The sequence below is a fragment of the Robertmurraya mangrovi genome, from assembly GCF_034427655.1.
Lineage (GTDB): Bacteria > Bacillota > Bacilli > Bacillales > Cytobacillaceae > Robertmurraya_A > Robertmurraya_A mangrovi.
The window spans coordinates 131,467-150,674 of sequence record NZ_JAXOFX010000001.1 but is presented as its reverse complement, the minus strand read 5'-3'; the positions used below and the strand labels follow the sequence as shown (position 1 = coordinate 150,674).

Genomic DNA, 19,208 nt, shown 5'->3' with positions numbered 1-19,208 from the left:
TCTTCTTAAATAAACACTAAACACGTTATACATGCCTATTCTCCATTAAGCGAATACCAATACCCATCATAACAACACCCATTAAGATTAAGATGGAAATTGGATAAAGCAATTCTTGAAAGGATAAACCAGAAATGGTTGCACCTTTCAACATTTCCATTCCATACGTAATAGGTACAAATTTTGAAATTGTTATTAAAATGTCTGATGTGACCACTTCTATTGGCCAGTACGCACCTCCGAGCATGGCAAAGCTTACTCCAATCAACGGGATTAATGCATTGAATTGCCCCATCGTTTTAACTAAACTTGTTAACAATATAGATAAGGCAACGATAGCAAAGAGGTAAGGAATAATTAATATAAGTGTTTTATAAAAAGAACCATAAAAATCTACTCCAGCCCCAAACTTAAACACTACAAAGATGAGTACAATCTGAATATATCCACTTATAAAGCTATATAAGAGATTTCCTATATACATAGATATCTTAGAGGTTGGTGATAAAATGTACCGATCCCATACTCCTGATTGTTTTTCCTTTAGAATCTCAACCACATTATAAGCTACCGTGTAAACAGCAAAGAACAATGTGAAACCGAATAGTGACTGAAGCCCAGGATTATACACCCAATCACTCTCATTTTTATAGGAACTGGTTGATAATTCAAAGATAGGATTCTTGTTAATATTCTTTAATATTCTTTCTGCTTCTTTTGAATGGTTAGCAGCATCTAGGATCTGTTGATTTTGAAACGCCTGTTCATAATATTGACCAACGTATTGATTAATTAAGTAGAAGTTTTGAGTATAGTTCACATGAAAGATGGTAAATTTATTCTTCTCTAGTTGTAATCCCGCATCTATCTTTCCTTCAGCAACTGCATTTTTTACTGTTTTCTCATCTTTAATGACAAAGCTGAATGATTCACTTTTATTTAAGTCTTTTAGAATCTCATTTATCTCTTTCTCAGGTAAAGTGCTATAAGCAGGTATTTCTATTTTTGATTGTGATGACGTGCCTGTTAAAAAGGCAAAAACGATACAAATAATTGTAGTTGCGATAAAAGGGCCTGGTTTTCTTAGGAGCAATTTAAACTTTCCCCATAATATGCCTCTCACACAGACTCACCTCTTTTCGGTTGAATAAATACAGCACAAATAACTAGTATTACTGTAATAGCAAGTATCGTAATCATTTGCGTTAAGATATCCTCTAATGAATAACCTTGCATGGCTTTGAAGTAAGCTGAAGTTCCAGCTCCCCCAGGTGAAAACTTGGATATATTCTCAAAACTTGCACCTAGTTGTGATACTGGGATATAACTTCCTCCTAAAAAAGCCAATACAGGAACTAAAAAGTTCGAAAATAATTGTGATGCATGATCAGAATTTACTCTATAACATATAGAACTTAAGAATACTGCAAAGCCGCTAATCATAATACACATTAAAATAGTGATTACAAAGTAGTTGAGTAAGTTTGGCCAAGTAACGTCATAGAAGATAGCCGACAAACCGTACAAGATGTTCATTTGTATAAAAGCTAATATAAACGTAGAAATAAAAATACCAGAAAAAAATATATGAGCAGGTACATTGGCTAGTAACAGTCTTCCAAATATCCCGGATTCTTTTTGTTCATAAGAGAATGTTGCAACTTTTGATGCCACATAGAAAATAAACATGACGCTCATTCCAATCGCATAATACGAAACATTATTGATTGTATTTTTCTTTGATACACTTTCTATCTTTCTAATATCTTCTATTTCTTGACTAATCTTTTTCTGCAATTCCTCCCCATTAATCCCAATAGAATGAACAGCGGACCAAAGAGTAAGCTCTTCTTGGAAACTAGCTAATATATCCTTTAAGACACTTGCCTCCAAGGGGCTTGATTCGTTCAATTTTAATAATAGCTGAGGGGCATTATTACTGCCCAAAAAGGCATGTTGATAAAACTGGGCTGAAAAGTTTTCTGGTATCTCCAAAGTACCACTGTACTTTTGTTCTTCTTTAGAACTCATTTCATTTTCATATATTTCTACTTTAATCGAGTCTTTTAATTCCTCACTATTTAACACATCATTAAGTAAAATTTGAATGGGATTAAATTGATTCATTCCCTCGATAGCTGCACTTTTTCTCTCCTCAGCTAAGCCCATTTTATCCAATTTCTCGATAACAGCGGAGATTCCCTCTTCAGCATCGTCTTTTTGAACGATGGCTAACTTTATATTGATTTCAGGTGTTTTTCCATCGTTAATAGAACTCAATGCAGTCCCCAAAATAGAAATTAAGATAAATGGCATTAAAAGTAGAAGAATTAATTCTCTTGGCCTTCTCCAAAACAAAAGTAAGTCTTTTTTTATAATTTGACGTAACATACCTAAAACCTCCCCCCTTAATTACGTAATTGCCGACCAGTTAAATGGAGGAATACATCCTCTAACGAAGGGGTCTCAATATTAACAGATATAATATTGGTGTTTGACTCTTCCGCAACCTTAAATAAGTCTTTTAATATATTAATTTTCTTCGGAACAATGATGGATACAATAGGTTCCTTAATAGATATATTTCTAATATTTGGAAGAATTTTTAAAGACTCTACAAATTCCCCTTTTAACATTTCCACTTTTATAGCAATGGTTTGCTCTGCTGAGAGAATACTTTTAATTTCTTCTTTCTCACCAGATGCAATTACTTTCCCATGATCCATAATATAAATACGATCACATAAGAACTCTACTTCTTCCATGTAGTGACTGGTATAGAGCACTGTCATGTTTTTCTCTGTATTTAATCTTTTTACCGTTTCAAGAATATAGTTTCTAGATTGAGGATCAATACCAACGGTTGGTTCGTCCATAATAATGAGTTCAGGTTCATGAAGCAGCGCCACTCCTATATTTAGCCTTCTTTGCATTCCACCCGAATAGGTCTTGACTAGTTCCTTCTGTCTATCCTTCAGACCAATAATTTCTAATACTTCATCTATTCTATTTTTTAGCTCTTTGCTCGGAATTTTATAGATCTTCCCAAATAGTTCTAAGTTTTCTCTTGCGGATAATTCCATATAAAGTGCAATTTCTTGCGGTACAACACCAAGGATTTTCCTCATTTTTTCTGGTGTTTTTATGATGCTTTCATTTCGCAGCCTAATATCTCCACTAGATGGTTTTACTAGGGACGAAATCATCGAGATGGTTGTTGATTTACCAGCTCCATTTGGACCTAATAAGCCAACAGTTTCTCCTTTTTCTAAATATAAATTAACGCCGTTAACAGCTTTATTATTTTTAAAATGTTTAGTCAGTTCAACAACTTCTAACATTGCAATCCCTCCTTGTTATTCTAACTATATTTCAGTTTGCAGTTATTCCCCACTACCTCAAGTCATTATAGTTAGATAAAACTATGACTTGAGTCATTTTTTAATTTAGCTAGCCTGTCCGTTGATTTCCGCTCCGGGCACTTGCTTTCCGTAGGGATGGATGGAAGCCTCCTCGGCGTGCCGCCTGTGGGGTCTCCCTTTCCATCTATTCCTACAGGAGTCAAGTACCCTCCGCTCCAATCAACTCAGAGGAAGGTACAAAAGCGCAAGCGCCTCGGTCAGCCCCGACAAGCAAATGTTCTTCAACCCTAAAAGTCTGCTTTTCGACTTTTAGGGTTGAAGGTTATTTGACCTCGAGGGGCTAGGCGCTGGAGCTGGACGTGGACAATCAATGTTAAAGAGTTATCCACAATGCGAAGTAATATAATTTCCTAAACGTCAATAAAATTTATCATAAATAACAAAGGGATATGCCATCTGACATATCCTAGTAGGTTCACAATATATCATTTTTAACAGCGAATATGGCGAGTTGTGTTCGGTCTCGTAGGTCTAATTTATGCAGAATTTGTGTGATGTGGTTTTTAACTGTACCGATTGAAAGATATAGACTTTCAGATATTTCTTTATTTGTTTTTCCGTGTCCAACAAGCTTGGTGATTTCTAGTTCTCTTGTTGTTAAATCAAGGTTTATTTCTCTTGTAACAGGTTTTTCAAGAAGTCTCGGCATGACTTTGGCTGCAACTTGTTCATGGATAGCAATTCCTCCTTCTAAACAACTGCGAACTGATTGAATTAACTTGGGACCGTCAGAGGTTTTTAATAAAAATCCATTGACACCTTCCTTTAACGATTGAAGAGCATATTCTTCATCATTAAAGGTTGTCAAAATAATAATCTTAATATGAGGATAGCGGCTTTTTATTTTATGTGTTGCCTCAATCCCGTTCATTACCGGCATACGTATATCCATTAACACTACATCTACAGCATGGTCCATTAAAAATTCAAAAGCTTCTAATCCATTCTCAGCTTCACCTACAACCTTAAATTCATGATCTTGTTCTAAAATCATTTTCAAACCCTGTCTAACAATACTCTGATCCTCAACTAAAAGGATGCGAATCATAATTCTCACCTCTCTATAGGTATGGTTCCTTCAACAATAAAGGCTTCATCTTTTTGATAAACATGAAGTACCCCACCTATTTCCTCTACTCGTTCTCTCATATTTTTCAGCCCAAATCCCTCATTAATAGGAGTTGAATAATGATAATGATTCATAACTCTAAATAATAAATCACCTATTGGAGAGATTCCTAAAGTAACCTCTACTTCTCGAGAATGGCCGTATTTCATTGCATTGGTTAAGGATTCTTGGATTACCCTATATAAAACAATATTATTTTTATTTGATAAAGAGATTCCTAGGACCCCATGTTTCGTTGTAAAATTCACCCTCAAATGACTCTCCGACTCTAGTTTTCTAAGCAAATGGATAACCGATGAAAGCCCTTCTATATCCTCATGATGCAAAGCTCTTACAGCCCTTCTAGTTTCTTCCAGACAATCTCCAACTGTCACTTTCATCCCTTGCAGCATCTCGCTTTTCTCTTTCATGAGAAGCATTTCAATTTGCATACTTAACGCTGTTAATTTATGTCCAACCGAATCATGGATTTCCCTAGTCATTCGAGTACGCTCTTCTTGTCTAGCTACTTGTTCGTTTTTTATGGACTGTCGTTTAATCTTACGAAATTGCTCTAATAATTGTTCATACAACGTAGATTTATTTAAAGATTCATAGTAATAAGAATTTAATTTATATAAGACCAATGAGAATAGTATATTTAAATAGATTACTATGAAATGAGTTTCCATTTGAAAATACCCAAATAAGAAAAATAAATGAATGACTACTAAATTCACTAGGAATGGGAAAGGTTTCATATAAAAAGCCAAATCAAATACATATAAAAGCATGAACAAAAAGAAATAAGAATGCAATTGTGGTTCAATAATCAAACAGTAAAAAAACGAGCCTACTAGCAATAGGTTAATAAATATGAACTTTTTTGTAATAACGGGTATTAAGAAATATACCGCTAAAGAAAAAGCACATAATAAAAATAGAAAGACATCATGTTTACTCGTTGGTGAGTAAATCATGATCCCCCACAGGCTTGCTATAATCATAAAACGAATATAAAAAGGAATCATTTTTCTCACCTATACCTAAATTTTTAAAGCATACCCCTAAACAACTAATCAATCGTGTAGTGGATAACAAAATAGCCTGCCATATTGACAGACTATCTTTGTTCATCCTTATCCTTACTTGCAATGTTTATCTTATCCTTCAATGCTTTTAGGACATCTTTCTTAGTTAAAATAGTTTGTCCCTGTTGCTTTGCGATGATCTGGATGGTTATTATAAACGCAATCATCACAGTGATTAAGATAATAATCACCCAAACACTAGACATGATATTCCCTCCGCTCAGCAGTAACCCGTAAAATCGTCTCTTAGCTTGTTTGTGGGGTTGCTAATAAGCCCTTTTCAAAATCGTCGGACGACAACGGTTTATGAATATAATACCCTTGTGCATAGTGACATTTTAATTCTTTTAATAACTCAATTTGTTCTTTTGTTTCTACACCTTCAGCCACTACTTTAACAGCCAAGCCGTGTCCCATTGTAATGATGGCTTTAACAATGGCTATATCAGATGTATTAAGTCGCAGATTATTAATAAAGGAACGATCTATTTTTAATGTGTTGATAGGTAGGTTCTTTAAATAACTTAATGATGAGTATCCTGTTCCAAAGTCATCTATAGAAACTTTTACTCCAAGTTCTTGCAATGCCTTCATGACCGAAATACTGTAGTCAATGTTTCTAAGCATAATACTTTCGGTTAACTCAAGTGTTAAGTACTCAGGCTCTAACCCTGAGTCATCCAGCGCTTTTACTACTTCGCGTAAAAACCCCGGCTGACTAAATTGATTAGCAGAGACATTTACAGAAATGGATAAATCATGCATCCCCATTAACTGCCATTTCTTATTCTGCATGCAAGCTGTTCGTAAAACCCAGCTTCCGATTTCTTCAATCAGTCCCGTTTCTTCCGCAAGAGGGATAAATTCCATTGGAGATACTAACCCAAGCTTCGGATGATTCCAACGAATCAGTGCTTCACTTCCGTACGTTTTACCAGTAGCAAGATCGACTAATGGCTGATAACATAAGTAAAACTCATTTTTTTGCAGTGCTTTTCTCAAGTAACTTTCTAACTCTAGGCGCGCCATTGCCTGTTCGTTCATTTCGTTGGAGAAGAAAGTAATCCTGTTCCCCCCAGGATTTTTTGAACGATTCATTGCAATGTCAGCATTTTTCATAAGAGTGTTTTCGTCTAAGCCATCATTCGGGAAAAGACTTACCCCAATACTGGCTGTAACGACAAACTCTTGATTTTTGTAATAGACAGGCTTGGCCACTTCAAAAAGAATAGAATTAGCAACTTTCATTACTTCTTCCATGTTGACATTCTTCGATAATACTAAAGTAAACTTATCACCACTGAATCTTCCAAAAAATGAACCGCTTGGCAAGACTTTTTGAATTCTCTCACTTACTTCCTTGAGAATGACATCACCCGCGTAATGCCCTAAACTATCATTGATGATTTTAAATCGATCCATATCAATAATCATTACAGCGAGCATACGTTTTTTCTTTTTCGCTCTTTGAAGAAATTCCTCTAGCTTTTCTGTAAATTTCATTCGATTCGGCAAGCCTGTTTCTTGATCAAAGTATGCCAACTGGATAATTTTTTCTTCTATTTTCTTTTGCTCCGTAATGTTCCTACCAATTCCATAGATTCCAACTGTTTCTCCCTGTATCGTAATAGGAATATTTCTTATCTGGAATAAATACACTTCTCCGCTCTTGGTTGGAATTTCAATATTATAATATTGCTCTTTTCCCTTTAAAGCACGATAAAAATGCATCCGTACCCTAGCTATATCTTCATTTTTAATATACTTAAGCGCGGAATTTCCTATAATCTCTTTTTCATTAAAACCAAAAGTTTCAACAAAGGCTGGGTTAACAGAAGTAAAGTTCCCTTTTAAATCTGTTGAGTAAACGAAATCAGCATTATTATCAAATAAAGATCGATAATATTGTTCAGAAATCGTTAAATGATCGTTTAGCATTTTTATATCATGCTGTGATGCCTTCATTAAATGTGTCAAGGAAACGATCGTATTCATGTTTTCAGGTATATCATATTGGAATGAAAAAGTATTTTGTTTATCCTTAGTATCACTTTCGTTAAGTGCTAAATAAGTTAAAGAATGCCCCACTAATTGTGGTCGGTTTTCCTCTTTGTTACTAATTTCCCCATATGAGAAAACCCCAGATGTAGTGGCAATTTGGTTAAGCATCTCTAATTCTTTTTCCGTAAAGTCCCGTAAAAACTTCTTACGTGCCATACAGTTATAAACAAAGATAGATTCTACATTTGTTTTTGATAACTGTTTTAATTCATGGAGAGTATGTTCAACAATTTCTTTTAAATCTGCGTAGGCAAAAGTAATGGTTTCTCCCTCATTAACTACACGATTGACCTCGATTGCCCCATTAGCCAAAACTCTTGTTATAAAAACGGAAACCTTCTCCCCATTTTTCTCTAGAATAAATGGAAATTCAACCCCCGATTGAGGGAGTCCGTTTACAAAATCATCACCTAGGTAATGTCTTAAAATTTGAATCGGTTTTTTTTGATCTATTTGATAAATGGTGGACCCACTAGCTTTCGTTACAGAAAAAGATTTCCCTATTTCTTGCCATTTGTAGTTTGTAAAAGTCTTTGTTTTTAATTGTTCACTATTTAAAGCTACTGCTACAACACCTTGGTTTGTAAGCTCATGGTTTGTGAATACTAGTCCCTCTTTAAAAGCACCATTATCTCCAGCTACTCCACCAGCAATAACCACATCTTGTTTCTCATTATGTATGGCCTCTAGTAGCAAAGGGACATCAACTGAGAAGTCTGTAATAAATAGAATGATGGCTTTAGTATCAAAAGAAGATATTTTCCTAACTAAGTTGGTTCCTAAATCATAGCTATTACTATATTCATCTAAGTTAAGCATAATAGATTTTAGTTCTGTCTTTTCAAAAATAGTAAATGAAAGAACGATTTCATCTTCTACTATATTGCCATTCAGAATTTCGCCTGATGTCGTGCAGCCAATCATTGTTACCTGGGGTAGGAGTCCATTCACTTCAAGTTGGACTTTTTTCAGGTTATCTCTATCCCCATTCCCAGAAAACACCTGTACAAGGAGGTTAGGATAGTCACATAATTCATGGCTGTCTATAAACCTATGTAATTGACTTTCACTTTTATATATACATGATATTGTCTTAGCCATCAGCAACCACCATTTATATTATTGTTAAAAATATCCTACCTCTAAAATACCATATTTACCTTGCACAGAACATGAAAAAATAGAAAAAGCTACCTTTTTGGCAGCTTTTTTTAGAATTTGTCGATTAATTTGTAATTATTGGAATAAGTAAAGCCCTAGAGGTAGTTTTAAACCTAAGTATAAAACAATTACGAGGGAAATAACTAACTGAATCCATGCAATTTTTGTTTCTTTACCCTTCGCTGTTCTTACTAACACCATTTCTAATGAACCAATAACCCAAATTCCGATTAATGACTTTAATACGTATTCTATACTAATACTTGCAATACTATGTAGTAATAAAGCTCCAGTTGCAATAATGAGTAAATAGAATAATCGTAAAATCATTTGGACAATTTTTGCCCCTTTTGCTTTTCCACTTTTATGAAGGCTTAATGCAACAAAAAATAAAACTAGTGCTAAAACCCATGTTGTAATGTGGGCATGTGTCATAAGTTTACCCTCCCTGAGAAATAGATAGAATCATAAGGCATTTCGATGTTATTACTACCGTTATCTCGTTAATTACTCTCAATATAAACAGTATATAAAAACACATATGATCGAGCAGCCCGGTTACTATCATACCATAATAAAAACGAAATACCTAAAATTTAGATGCTGTAGAAACTATGATTCAATCCGATTCACTAGGAATCCAATTTGTTCTACTTCAATTTTGATCTCATCGCCTGCCTTCAAGAAGCGTGGAGGCTTAAACCCCTTTCCTACACCAGCTGGAGTCCCTGTAGCAATCACATCTCCAGGCTCAAGAGTCATACCTTGTGACAAAACGGATATTACTTCTTCAATCGGAAAGATAAAGTGTTTCGTATTTGAATTTTGACGTAACTCTCCATTAACAAAAGTTTTTATTTCAAGGTTATTAGGATTTTTCACTTCTGATGTATGAACAATCCATGGCCCCATCGGACAAGTAGTGTCTAAACTTTTACCAATAAAAAATTGCTTATGTCTGCTTTGTAAATCCCTTGCTGTTATATCGTTAATAATGGTATATCCAAAAACATAATCGAGGGCTTTTTCCCTTGGTATACCTTTCCCCTTTTTTCCAATAACAACGGCTAATTCACCTTCATAATCCAATTGTGAAGTAATATTAGAGTGATTTAGAACCGCTTCATTTGGCCCCACTACTGTTGTTGGTGCTTTCGTAAACACCATTACATGCTCAGGGATATCTTCTTTACTTCCCATCTCAATCGCATGCTCTTCATAGTTTTTACCTACACAAAAAATATTTTTTGTGGGTCTAGGGATAGGAGCTAAAATAGTAAGACTCGTAATAGGTACATATAGATACTCCAAAGCATTTTCCTTTATATATCTATTAATTTCATTTACTTTTAGAAGAAACTCTTCTCCCATCTCAATACAATCTACCATCGTCTCGGGTAAGACATGGGTACCTACACTTCTCTCTTCAACTCTACTTAAAGGTAAAACTTGCTCACCTGACTCACATACTAAACCTACAAAAACTCCCATTTCATCTTTAGCCGTAACGAATCTCATGCTTTCACTCCTAAGCTTTTGACTTTTTCAGTTTTTGCCATTTCATATAAGTAAAGCTTCTCCATAGCCATTCTACCGGACCATATAAATAATATTTAATCCAAATATGGCTGATGATCACTTGAATGGAGAAAATGAATAGAGCTAAGAGGATTCCCTGAAATACAGAAAATTGACCGTATAACCTAAAACCATATGAATAAAAGATAGTCGTTGAAACGATTGATTGAAATAAGTAATTACTAATAGCAAGCTTCCCAACAGGTGCAAAGATAGTGATAACCTTTCTAGTAGAAACGACTTCTGTTAGTAAAGCAATACCTAGTGCATAGGCAATAGTCAATAAACTTCCACCAAAGAAGTCTTGAAAAAATTCTAATGCCAAGTTCTTTTCAAACAAATACGGCGCTACTTTAATCCCTAATCCTAAGATGAGTGTAGTAATAACGATGATGGTAAACATCTTTTTATATTTCCGAACATTTTCTAACCACTTTAATTTTGCAGCACCACCACCTAGCAAAAATAAAGGGAAAATATTAAAAAACATAATAATAAAGTTAGCTAGATTATTAACTGAGTACCAGTCTTCAAATCGCTGTTCGGTGATATCAACAAAGCTGCCATTTTGATAAGTTTCGAGTGAACGATTGGCCGACTGCATATCTGTGAGGTCAAGTTCGCCCTCAGGTGCAAACATGATACTAACGACTATTAATAGACCGAATAAAATATTAGGAATTATATACAATAGTGCACCAGTAATCATCATAGCTTTTCCAGATAATCTTAGAAACAATAAAAGAATAAAGCCGAAAATAGCATAGTTTATTAATATATCTCCATGCCAGATTAAGAATGCATGAATACAACCAATACCTAACAGTAAGGTAAGTCTTCGAGCACTAAGTGCCACAAAATTAATCCCTTTCGCTAATGTTCTTTCTCTTAAAATGACTAATCCATAGCCAAATAACATAGAGAATAATGGATAAAAGCTTGCTTGTGCAAAAATATCAATAAAACTATAGGTAACCGTGTTCAAAGTACCATCCCACCATTTTAAAGGGTCTATATACAAAAATGGTGAATGGAACGATATCATGTTCACTAGAAAGATACCAAAAATAGCGAACCCTCTCATGATATCCATAGATATAATTCTCTCTTGGGGTTGAATCGAATTTAGTTTTTCCAATGTAACGCCTCCTTTAATAAATAATAATATAGTTTGTATTACGTAGTTTGTTTTAATTATTATTTTGCCCGTTGATTTCCGCTCCGGGTACTTGCTTTCCGCGGGGAGGGATGGGAGCCTCCTCGGCTTACCGCCTGTGGGGTCTCCCATTCCCTCTATCCCCGCAGGAGTCAAGTACCCTCCGCTCCAATCAACTCAGTAGTAATTACATAATGTGTAATTACTAGCAATCCTTAGGAAAAAAACACTTGTATAATAATTTTGTAATTTTGATATAAGAAATCATTTTACATAGTTTGGTAATTAAAAATCTATTTTACTATGTGTGAATTAAAATTTCTATCCAAAGTTTGTTTAAATCACATGAAAAGGACTGTCTCTGTATAAAGAAACAGTCCTGAGTTTAGATATTCTTTTAATTTACAAAGCGTCCTACTTTCCCCTCTGATTCCCAATAATCATTCCTTAAGTGTACTTTCTGAATTTTCCCTGATGCTGTTTTTGGTAATTCTTCAACGAAAGTGACTCCTGTTATTGCTTTAAAATGGGCTAGCTTTTCTCTTGAGAATTGAATTAGTTCTTTTTCAGAAAGTTGTTGTCCAGGTCGTAATACGACAAATGCATGAGGAGTTTCTCCCCACTTCTCATGTGGAACGGCAATTACAGCTGCTTCTAATACAGCTGGATGATCATATAAGGCACCTTCTACTTCTATTGAAGAAATATTTTCTCCTCCACTAATAATAACGTCCTTTTTCCTGTCTACAATATCAATATTCCCATATTCATCGACAGTTGCCATGTCCCCAGTATGCAGCCAGCCGTTTCGTATCGTTTCCATTGTGGCTTCCTCATTCTTCCAATACCCTTTCATAACTCCATTACTTCTGGTTACCACTTCTCCAATGGATTTACCGTTATGCTCAACTTCATCCCCATTATCATCTACAACCTTAACCGTACAGCCAATCACAGAATGGCCCGCTTTAGCTTTCATTCGATATTGTTCTTTTAATGGTAAATCCTTCAGGTGTGAACGGATAGTAGAGATGGTACTTAGTGGAGAAGATTCTGTCATTCCATAAACCTGAATAAACTCCCACCCTAGCTCTTTTTCCACACGGGTTACAAAAGCAGGTGGTGGTGCAGAACCAGCGATCACTACTCGAACCTCTTGTTCAATTTGAGGCACATTTTGCTCATAATATTGAAGTAATGTATTTAAAACGGTTGGTGCCATATGCATAATACTAACTTTGTGTTTCTCTAATGAATGAAAGATCGATTCTGGAGTGGCTTTCCTTAAGCAAATCTGCGTTGCACCGTTGGCTGTATAATAAAAAGGAGACCCCCATCCATTAACGTGAAACATAGGTAAGACATGTAACAAAACATCTTCGTCTCTTACTCTTAAATGATGTTGAATACTTAAAGCATGTATGTAATTATTTCTATGTGTGAGCATAACACCTTTTGGATTTCCAGTTGTTCCACTTGTATATAACAAGCTACAGACATCATTTTCATCTAATTCTACTTTTTCAAACTTCTCATTACTCTGTTCCGATAGCCATTGGTCATATCCAATTTCAGCTGTATCATGGTTCTTATATTGGACGATTATTTTTTCCACCGTGGATAACTTTTCTTTTATCGGTAGGATTAATGGGTACAATTCCTGGTCTACAAATAAAACCTTTGTTTCACTGTGGTTTAAGATAAACAAGTAATCTTCAGGTTTTAAGCGAATATTTAACGGAACCATCACACCGCCCACTTGAAAAACTCCATAAAAACCTTCTAACATTTCAACCGTATTAGGGGCTAAGTATGCGACTCGGTCTCCCTTTTGTACATGAAGCCTATTTAAACCGTGTGATAACCTGTCCACTCTAGATTTTAATTGGTTATATGTAAACACTCTGTCATCACAATAAATCGCTTCTTTTGTGCCATATAAAGAAACAGCTCGGTCTAAAAAATCGGTTAGAACTAAAGGTACATTCATCTCTCTTCCTCCTTGCATTTCTTTAAATATTCTAAATATACTTAATATTAACATAAAACTAAGACAGGTAGTGTTGAATTTTGTCTGTTATATAACATTAAGATGAACATTTTGTGAACAAACCCACCCATTTAATTTGGGCTTTTTAATCACATCTACTGTGCTCATTCATACGATATAAAAGAATCTAAAAAAAAGGGTGTTAAATATGCCAGCTATTGTTGGAGTAGCACAAGTAATCTCAATTGGTAGCAGTTCAGTCTTCAACATTGGGGATGTTTATAAAATTATGCCACTTTCCAATGCAAAAACGTTCTCTGGAGCTGGATCTTTTAATACAGGTGACGGATTAAAGGTTTATAACAAACTTAGCTCCACAAACACTTACGACCCAGATGTTATTGATCAAGGGAATTATTTAAACGTATAATGGCAGGTGAAAATGGTTGGCTAATTTTTATATACAACAATCCATTTCTATAAACCTAATTAAAATTGGGGGGATATCTAACTCCTCCGTTTTACAAATAGGCAGTGCAGGAATTATTAAGCCTGCCTCATTTTTATATAATACAGGTGGATTTACAGGCCCAGCACCGTCACCAGATACCCCTTTTACTGCAGTTGGGGAGGATTTAATCTTTGAGCCCGATTTAGAAGATGATACTGGCACGTATCTAGAAGCTCCATCCGTCCCACTAGCTGCACCAACTAGGGGTATGAATAAAGAGAAATGAGGTGGCTCGTATGAACGATCTCTATAGTTATTTAAACCAACTCCATTACTTTGTACAAAAACAGGAGCAGCGAATAAAAAAGTTGGAACAGACTGTTGAAATTCTTCGAAAAGAGATGGTTATCGTAAAAGAAAGGCCTCCTGTTCGAATTGAAAGAATGGAATATAAATTTGATCAACTTAAAGTGGAGAATCTCGAAGGTACTTTAAACATTGGGTTAAATCCTTCTGACCTACAAGATATTGATGACTTCTCTATAAATAACGGGATGGGTAATGCCCCTAATACCGGGGGTAACCCTAATGTTGGAACTGCAAATCAGAATGGAACAGCTAATAATAATAGTACAGGTATTCCTATACCTTATTCTCCAAAACAGCATTTAAGTAGAGTAATGGAATTAGAGGATTCGATTTTGGCATATTTAGAAAACGAACTACCTGAAGTTTTTAAGGGTACCCTCTCTAAGCTAAATACAACTGTAGATGAGTCTTATCTAAATTTTATTAGAGACGATATTAAGAAACAAATTCCAAATCGAATCGAATACTACCTAAAAGAATTTTCAAACGAAGGAAGAGAATACACTTCTCCTGAATCTAATGAACAAATTATAGAACTACTAAAGAAAGAAATTCAAAATGGAGTTTATGCCTTCATCAGCCATTTGCCGGACAATGTGAAAGGAATGAAACAAGAATGAACTTTCAAGTTTATAACAGAGACATAGGAGTAGGTAATATTAGAATTATTGGGGTATCTAGTTCTTCTATACTAATGGTTGGTGATGTGCAAACTATTCAACTTTCTTCCGTTTTTGATACTCCAGCTGAATCATTAATTATTGGTCCATTTGTGCCTCTTGCTCCGGAAGTGCGTTAAATGTTACAACGAACTTCCTCTGTAGATCGGATAAAAGTTGATGGGTTTGCTTTCTCATCTATTTTTCAAATTGGCGATTCAACAATAATAAATGGGTTAAATAGAGCCTTAGCTGTACAAAGAGAAAGGGAACTCTTTTTTGGACGGGAGGGGAACTTTAGGAATTACCCAATATATTCAATACCTATTCCTCTTCCTCAACTTACTGAACCCCTTACCTTCCAATCACATCCACTCAATCCCATTATTAAAGTAAATAATATTCAAGTGATCGCCTTCTCATCTTCTTCTGTTTTGCATGTTGGTAATAGTAAGCATATTAATATGGAAGCTCGTATTAAACATATAAGACAACTGTTGCCAAAAACAGACCAAGCTCCGGACTGAACACACTAGGCCATGATTGCATATATGTATAATCATAGGGCTTAAATAGATTGAAAAGGATGTTTTTATATGCCGGCTATTATTGGACCTGTACAAATAGTCAATGTAGGTGGGGGTATTGTTCAATTTGGGGATACTCTCGTTATATCTCCTAAAAGTAACTCAAAGTCAACAGTTGGCTCCGGTTCATTAAATACTGGAGGTTTTATCATTACTAACAGTGGCTTTAGTGCGAGCAATCATGTAGATACAAACTTAATTGATCAACCGACTGTTGGAAATAATTAAGTTTTTACCCTTCTTATTTAACATCTTAGAAAATGTTAATGGAAAGAGCTTGGGGGTGCCAAGCTCTTTCTTAAGTAGTTGCTATATCTATTCTTAGTTACTAAAACTAAATTAACTCTTAAAACGTGGTCGGAATTCCAATAGGTAACAATAACAGAATAACTTTAATCGAATAAGAATAATCATAGAGTTTAAATGCTATGGAGTGATAATCAGATGACAAAAGGATCTCCGAATAACTCCCCACCAAAAGAACAACCTTCATCTAAATATAAAGAAAATAACGAAGAAAAAGAATTGGTAATTCTACAACTAAAAAAACAAGTTGCAGCCAATTTATGGTTCCAGGCAATTGCCCAAATTTCGGAAGCTATTGCCTTAACAAAATTACTCTACTTAAGAGAACAAAGCATTGGAGAGGAGAAAATTGTTGCTGGGGTATGGGTTCAAGCAATCGGTCAATTAATTGAGGCTATTGGTGTCTTAAACCAACTCAACGCTGAAGATCAAGCCTCTCTTTACGAGGGACAAAGAACAGCTATAACAGGTGATTGGATACAATCCTTCGGAAATGCTATAGAAGCTTTAGGTGGAGAAAGAGTATTGTACGATGAGCTTATTAGTAACGGCAGCGGTTTTGTACCTTAAATTTCATTACACGAACCTAGATGCCTTCTGATGCATATAGTACCTTAAAGACAACTCGAGGGTGAACCGTATGTCAACCATAATCAATTTGTATTTTATAAAAATTAACAGTATATCAGGAAACGGGTCGGTAACTATTGGTGAAGCTATCCACAATAGTCATACTTCAAATAATAAGTCTCAGGGACTTAATTCTACTTATGGAGACACTTCCCCTTCAGAAGCTATGATGGAAAATATCTATATTGACCCTGACGTAAATGATCAGTCTGAATATGGGAATACAGATAATGTTGGTGTTCCTGTTCCTTTCCCAACATTAAAAAATCCGTATCTATAAAAAGGTTAATTGGAGGAAATTATGCCTTATCAAATAAATGTTTTTAATATTAAAGTTAATGGAATTCAACAAAACGGTAATGTAGACGTTGGCCCCACTGTTCACAATAGCCATACAGGTAATACAAAGTTATTTGGTGCAAATTTCTCTCTAGGTGATTTCTCTCCCTCTTCCGCCCAATTAAATACCGCTATTCTTGATCCAGATGTTAGTGACCAGGACCAAATTGGGAACCCTTCATTACCTATTTCAAACCAAGTTTAGTTTGGATATTAATCTTTTCTATGTAAGGATGAGTCAGTATGGATTTGGAAAAGATGAAAAAATGGCTTGAGTTTACGAATAATTATCAAAAAAATGATTTTTGGTGGAATGCCTTTAAGCAACAGTCTCCTGAACAGTTTTTTGAAACCTTTGAAAAAGGAGAAAATCTTCCTCGTTATGATATCTACAAAAATGACACTCATATATGTATTATTATTGAAATTCCAGGTGTAAGTACAAATGATATTAATATTTCACTCAAATCTAAAACACATCTATTTATCGAAGGTACAATTAAACCATTATTTCCAACAGAAATGGAAGTAAAAAAAGAACGTTACTACGGAAAAGTTGAGAGGCTAATTACTTTACCAGAGCCAACTGAAGCCCAATTTGTTCAAGTAAACTTCCACCAAGGCTTAATACAAGTAACTTATCCACGACTTAACGAAACATTGCAAGTGAATGAGATAATGTAAATGTGAGTCAGTTGCAAATATTCAAGGAAGTAAAACCCTAAAATCGGACATTTTTATAAGTGTCCGATTTTAGGGTTTTAGCTACACCTGTCTAATTCATTCTCTCTCCTCTCTCCTAGATTAACATTGACTTTTATTGTCGTATCCTCTAGCATTGACTTACCAGTCACAAATTCAACCTTATGACTATACAGTCATAAGGTTGAATTTTAAAATTACAGACGTATTTGTTACTCTGGTAACGAATTATATAAAAGAAAGAATCATATTCATGCTGAAGGAAAAGTTGGAGGGATTTATTTTGAATGAGAAGGAAAGAGCGATAATTGAAACAGGGATGAAGCTTTTTGCCAGTAAAGGCTTTAATTCTACCTCTGTCCATGAAATCGCAGTTGAAAGTGGAATCTCAAAAGGTGCATTCTATTTACACTTCAAATCAAAAGATGACCTTCTGTTAGCCATCTTGCAATTTTGCTTTGGTACAATTCACCATAATGTATCAAAGTTTGAAGACCAAGACATGCCTCCAAGAGAAAAATTTATTAAACAATTAAACGTTTTGTCAGGTACGTTTATTGAACATAAAGAATTTTTTATTATGCTATCTAAAGAACAAGCCATTCCAAGAAATGACACGATTAAAGAGCTATTATTTAAAGAACACTTAGCCACCCATCGCTTTTTTCACAATGGTCTCTCTTCCATATATGGTAGTGTTGTTGAACATCATTTATGGGATCTAGCTTTAATGTTAGAAGGTCTTTATAACTCTTATATTAAGTTACTACTATTTGCGCCTTTAAAATTTAATTTAAATGACTTAACACATTTTATCCTCCGTCGAATGGATAGTATTGTGAAAGACATTTCAAGTGATCAATCATTCTTATCGGAAGAAAAAGTGAACATGCTGTTTAAGCATACAAATCAGAAATCAAACACTTCAGATATAAGAACCATTTTAAAAAATATTAGACAAGAAATAGATCAATTTGATAATAAACAAGCACTGGAGATTTCACTCGATGTATTAGAAGAGGAGATTCAAAAGGAACATCCTCGTATACCTGTTATTAAAGGAATGTTGTCCAACTTCGAAAACATTGATGCATTAGACCATTACCGGAAAGAAATTGCTCTAATTTATGACTTAAAGTAACTATATGGATTCACCATCTAAACGTCCTATGTGGACGTTTTTTTTAGTACTCCTCTAATTGACTCTTCCACCAAGATTGGGCCATTAAATGTTCATAAAATTGGAGTAGCAAAACATTTTTCATTTTTTACTTCTTCTTTTTCTATCATTCGACTTAACAACCTTTATCAGCTTAGATGCAGGCTGTTTATTAATCCATTTTACATAACTTTTAAGCTGCTCATCATCTCGTAGCCTTTCAATCGTATTCATTCTAGCAGCTAATTCTTCATTTGTATAAATAGCATGGATTTGTTTATGACATGGATAACAAAGAAGAGCAGTCGGTAGAAAAGTCCCCCCTAACTCTTTCGGCGTTAAATGATGCACAGTTACCTCAACTTCTTCTCTCAAACATAGCTCACAGGTGCCCACTAACGACTTTTTCTTTCCCATACCATTCTCCCCTCCTCTTTAT

23 protein-coding genes are annotated in these 19,208 nt (G+C 34.8%); 11 read left to right on the top strand and 12 right to left on the bottom strand.

Annotated elements, in window-relative coordinates:
- Window positions 1-25: 25 nt before the first annotated feature.
- The 11 genes from SM124_RS00860 to SM124_RS00810 all read right to left on the bottom strand — a co-directional run bounded on the left by SM124_RS00860 (window position 26) and on the right by SM124_RS00810 (window position 13,567).
- The gene (locus tag SM124_RS00860; protein WP_322444594.1) at window positions 26-1,123 is read right to left on the bottom strand and encodes an ABC transporter permease; all 1,098 of its coding nucleotides are present in this window, start codon (window positions 1,121-1,123) and stop codon (window positions 26-28) included.
- Window positions 1,120-2,391, bottom strand: coding sequence for an ABC transporter permease (locus SM124_RS00855; RefSeq protein ID WP_322444593.1), 1,272 nt, complete (start codon window positions 2,389-2,391; stop codon window positions 1,120-1,122). Before SM124_RS00855 ends, SM124_RS00860 begins: the two co-directional genes overlap by 4 nt.
- A gap of 17 nt (window positions 2,392-2,408) precedes the next feature.
- Complete coding sequence (locus tag SM124_RS00850; protein WP_322444592.1) at window positions 2,409-3,341, bottom strand: ABC transporter ATP-binding protein; 933 nt, start codon at window positions 3,339-3,341, stop codon at window positions 2,409-2,411.
- Window positions 3,342-3,837: 496 nt separating this feature from the next.
- Window positions 3,838-4,470, bottom strand: coding sequence for a response regulator transcription factor (locus SM124_RS00845; RefSeq protein WP_322444591.1), 633 nt, complete (start codon window positions 4,468-4,470; stop codon window positions 3,838-3,840).
- Window positions 4,471-4,475: 5 nt separating this feature from the next.
- The gene (locus tag SM124_RS00840; RefSeq protein ID WP_322444590.1) at window positions 4,476-5,561 is read right to left on the bottom strand and encodes a sensor histidine kinase; all 1,086 of its coding nucleotides are present in this window, start codon (window positions 5,559-5,561) and stop codon (window positions 4,476-4,478) included.
- 92 nt (window positions 5,562-5,653) lie between these two features.
- Window positions 5,654-5,827, bottom strand: a complete 174-nt coding sequence (locus tag SM124_RS00835) for a hypothetical protein (protein ID WP_322444589.1) — start codon at window positions 5,825-5,827, stop codon at window positions 5,654-5,656.
- 40 nt (window positions 5,828-5,867) lie between these two features.
- Window positions 5,868-8,783, bottom strand: coding sequence for a bifunctional diguanylate cyclase/phosphodiesterase (locus tag SM124_RS00830; protein ID WP_322444588.1), 2,916 nt, complete (start codon window positions 8,781-8,783; stop codon window positions 5,868-5,870).
- Between the two features lie 135 nt (window positions 8,784-8,918).
- Window positions 8,919-9,278 (bottom strand): YisL family protein, encoded by a 360-nt coding sequence (locus tag SM124_RS00825; protein ID WP_322444587.1) that lies wholly within the window; start codon window positions 9,276-9,278, stop codon window positions 8,919-8,921.
- A gap of 177 nt (window positions 9,279-9,455) precedes the next feature.
- Complete coding sequence (locus SM124_RS00820; protein ID WP_322444586.1) at window positions 9,456-10,361, bottom strand: fumarylacetoacetate hydrolase family protein; 906 nt, start codon at window positions 10,359-10,361, stop codon at window positions 9,456-9,458.
- 10 nt (window positions 10,362-10,371) lie between these two features.
- Window positions 10,372-11,559, bottom strand: coding sequence for a DUF418 domain-containing protein (locus tag SM124_RS00815; RefSeq protein WP_322444585.1), 1,188 nt, complete (start codon window positions 11,557-11,559; stop codon window positions 10,372-10,374).
- Window positions 11,560-11,974: 415 nt separating this feature from the next.
- Window positions 11,975-13,567: a long-chain-fatty-acid--CoA ligase gene (locus SM124_RS00810; RefSeq protein WP_322444584.1), complete on the bottom strand. Its 1,593-nt coding sequence runs from the start codon at window positions 13,565-13,567 to the stop codon at window positions 11,975-11,977.
- Between the two features lie 208 nt (window positions 13,568-13,775).
- Between SM124_RS00810 and SM124_RS00805 the strand changes: the two genes are divergently transcribed.
- The 11 genes from SM124_RS00805 to SM124_RS00755 all read left to right on the top strand — a co-directional run bounded on the left by SM124_RS00805 (window position 13,776) and on the right by SM124_RS00755 (window position 18,751).
- A complete protein-coding gene (locus SM124_RS00805; protein WP_322444583.1) occupies window positions 13,776-13,997 on the top strand; it encodes a spore germination protein in 222 nt (73 codons plus the stop codon).
- 16 nt (window positions 13,998-14,013) lie between these two features.
- Window positions 14,014-14,304 (top strand): spore germination protein GerPB, encoded by a 291-nt coding sequence (locus SM124_RS00800; RefSeq protein WP_322444582.1) that lies wholly within the window; start codon window positions 14,014-14,016, stop codon window positions 14,302-14,304.
- Between the two features lie 10 nt (window positions 14,305-14,314).
- Window positions 14,315-15,007 carry a spore germination protein GerPC gene (gerPC, locus tag SM124_RS00795; protein ID WP_322444581.1) on the top strand — a complete coding sequence of 231 codons (693 nt, stop codon included), beginning with the start codon at window positions 14,315-14,317 and terminating at the stop codon, window positions 15,005-15,007.
- The gene (locus SM124_RS00790; RefSeq protein ID WP_322444580.1) at window positions 15,004-15,186 is read left to right on the top strand and encodes a spore germination protein GerPD; all 183 of its coding nucleotides are present in this window, start codon (window positions 15,004-15,006) and stop codon (window positions 15,184-15,186) included. The genes gerPC and SM124_RS00790 overlap by 4 nt, the downstream gene beginning before the upstream one ends.
- On the top strand, window positions 15,187-15,573 hold the full coding sequence (locus SM124_RS00785) for a spore germination protein GerPE (protein WP_322444579.1): 387 nt from the start codon (window positions 15,187-15,189) through the stop codon (window positions 15,571-15,573).
- A 69-nt stretch (window positions 15,574-15,642) separates the two neighbouring features.
- Window positions 15,643-15,861: a spore germination protein gene (locus SM124_RS00780; protein ID WP_322444578.1), complete on the top strand. Its 219-nt coding sequence runs from the start codon at window positions 15,643-15,645 to the stop codon at window positions 15,859-15,861.
- Between the two features lie 216 nt (window positions 15,862-16,077).
- Window positions 16,078-16,509 (top strand): DUF6944 family repetitive protein, encoded by a 432-nt coding sequence (locus SM124_RS00775; RefSeq protein ID WP_322444577.1) that lies wholly within the window; start codon window positions 16,078-16,080, stop codon window positions 16,507-16,509.
- 70 nt (window positions 16,510-16,579) lie between these two features.
- Window positions 16,580-16,849: a spore germination protein gene (locus SM124_RS00770; protein WP_322444576.1), complete on the top strand. Its 270-nt coding sequence runs from the start codon at window positions 16,580-16,582 to the stop codon at window positions 16,847-16,849.
- Between the two features lie 21 nt (window positions 16,850-16,870).
- Window positions 16,871-17,113, top strand: coding sequence for a spore germination protein (locus SM124_RS00765; protein ID WP_322444575.1), 243 nt, complete (start codon window positions 16,871-16,873; stop codon window positions 17,111-17,113).
- A 38-nt stretch (window positions 17,114-17,151) separates the two neighbouring features.
- Window positions 17,152-17,592, top strand: a complete 441-nt coding sequence (locus SM124_RS00760; RefSeq protein WP_322444574.1) for an Hsp20/alpha crystallin family protein — start codon at window positions 17,152-17,154, stop codon at window positions 17,590-17,592.
- Between the two features lie 301 nt (window positions 17,593-17,893).
- The gene (locus SM124_RS00755) at window positions 17,894-18,751 is read left to right on the top strand and encodes a TetR/AcrR family transcriptional regulator (protein WP_322444573.1); all 858 of its coding nucleotides are present in this window, start codon (window positions 17,894-17,896) and stop codon (window positions 18,749-18,751) included.
- Window positions 18,752-18,871: 120 nt separating this feature from the next.
- Here SM124_RS00755 and hlpB read toward each other — a convergent pair whose 3' ends face one another.
- A complete protein-coding gene (gene hlpB, locus SM124_RS00750) occupies window positions 18,872-19,186 on the bottom strand; it encodes an HNH nuclease-like protein HlpB (protein ID WP_322444572.1) in 315 nt (104 codons plus the stop codon).
- Between the last annotated feature and the right edge of the window lie 22 nt (window positions 19,187-19,208).

What these genes read in the sequence shown, in the direction of transcription:
- SM124_RS00855 (WP_322444593.1), bottom strand. Translation starts at nt 2,391, where the DNA reads ATGTTACGTCAAATTATAAAAAAAGACTTACTTTTGTTTTGGAGAAGG.
- SM124_RS00850 (WP_322444592.1), bottom strand. Translation starts at nt 3,341, where the DNA reads ATGTTAGAAGTTGTTGAACTGACTAAACATTTTAAAAATAATAAAGCT.
- SM124_RS00845 (WP_322444591.1), bottom strand. Translation starts at nt 4,470, where the DNA reads ATGATTCGCATCCTTTTAGTTGAGGATCAGAGTATTGTTAGACAGGGT.
- SM124_RS00840 (WP_322444590.1), bottom strand. Translation starts at nt 5,561, where the DNA reads ATGATTCCTTTTTATATTCGTTTTATGATTATAGCAAGCCTGTGGGGG.
- SM124_RS00835 (WP_322444589.1), bottom strand. Translation starts at nt 5,827, where the DNA reads ATGTCTAGTGTTTGGGTGATTATTATCTTAATCACTGTGATGATTGCG.
- SM124_RS00830 (WP_322444588.1), bottom strand. Translation starts at nt 8,783, where the DNA reads ATGGCTAAGACAATATCATGTATATATAAAAGTGAAAGTCAATTACAT.
- SM124_RS00825 (WP_322444587.1), bottom strand. Translation starts at nt 9,278, where the DNA reads ATGACACATGCCCACATTACAACATGGGTTTTAGCACTAGTTTTATTT.
- SM124_RS00820 (WP_322444586.1), bottom strand. Translation starts at nt 10,361, where the DNA reads ATGAGATTCGTTACGGCTAAAGATGAAATGGGAGTTTTTGTAGGTTTA.
- SM124_RS00810 (WP_322444584.1), bottom strand. Translation starts at nt 13,567, where the DNA reads ATGAATGTACCTTTAGTTCTAACCGATTTTTTAGACCGAGCTGTTTCT.
- SM124_RS00805 (WP_322444583.1), top strand. Translation starts at nt 13,776, where the DNA reads ATGCCAGCTATTGTTGGAGTAGCACAAGTAATCTCAATTGGTAGCAGT.
- gerPC (WP_322444581.1), top strand. Translation starts at nt 14,315, where the DNA reads ATGAACGATCTCTATAGTTATTTAAACCAACTCCATTACTTTGTACAA.
- SM124_RS00790 (WP_322444580.1), top strand. Translation starts at nt 15,004, where the DNA reads ATGAACTTTCAAGTTTATAACAGAGACATAGGAGTAGGTAATATTAGA.
- SM124_RS00785 (WP_322444579.1), top strand. Translation starts at nt 15,187, where the DNA reads ATGTTACAACGAACTTCCTCTGTAGATCGGATAAAAGTTGATGGGTTT.
- SM124_RS00780 (WP_322444578.1), top strand. Translation starts at nt 15,643, where the DNA reads ATGCCGGCTATTATTGGACCTGTACAAATAGTCAATGTAGGTGGGGGT.
- SM124_RS00775 (WP_322444577.1), top strand. Translation starts at nt 16,078, where the DNA reads ATGACAAAAGGATCTCCGAATAACTCCCCACCAAAAGAACAACCTTCA.
- SM124_RS00770 (WP_322444576.1), top strand. Translation starts at nt 16,580, where the DNA reads ATGTCAACCATAATCAATTTGTATTTTATAAAAATTAACAGTATATCA.
- SM124_RS00765 (WP_322444575.1), top strand. Translation starts at nt 16,871, where the DNA reads ATGCCTTATCAAATAAATGTTTTTAATATTAAAGTTAATGGAATTCAA.
- SM124_RS00760 (WP_322444574.1), top strand. Translation starts at nt 17,152, where the DNA reads ATGGATTTGGAAAAGATGAAAAAATGGCTTGAGTTTACGAATAATTAT.
- hlpB (WP_322444572.1), bottom strand. Translation starts at nt 19,186, where the DNA reads ATGGGAAAGAAAAAGTCGTTAGTGGGCACCTGTGAGCTATGTTTGAGA.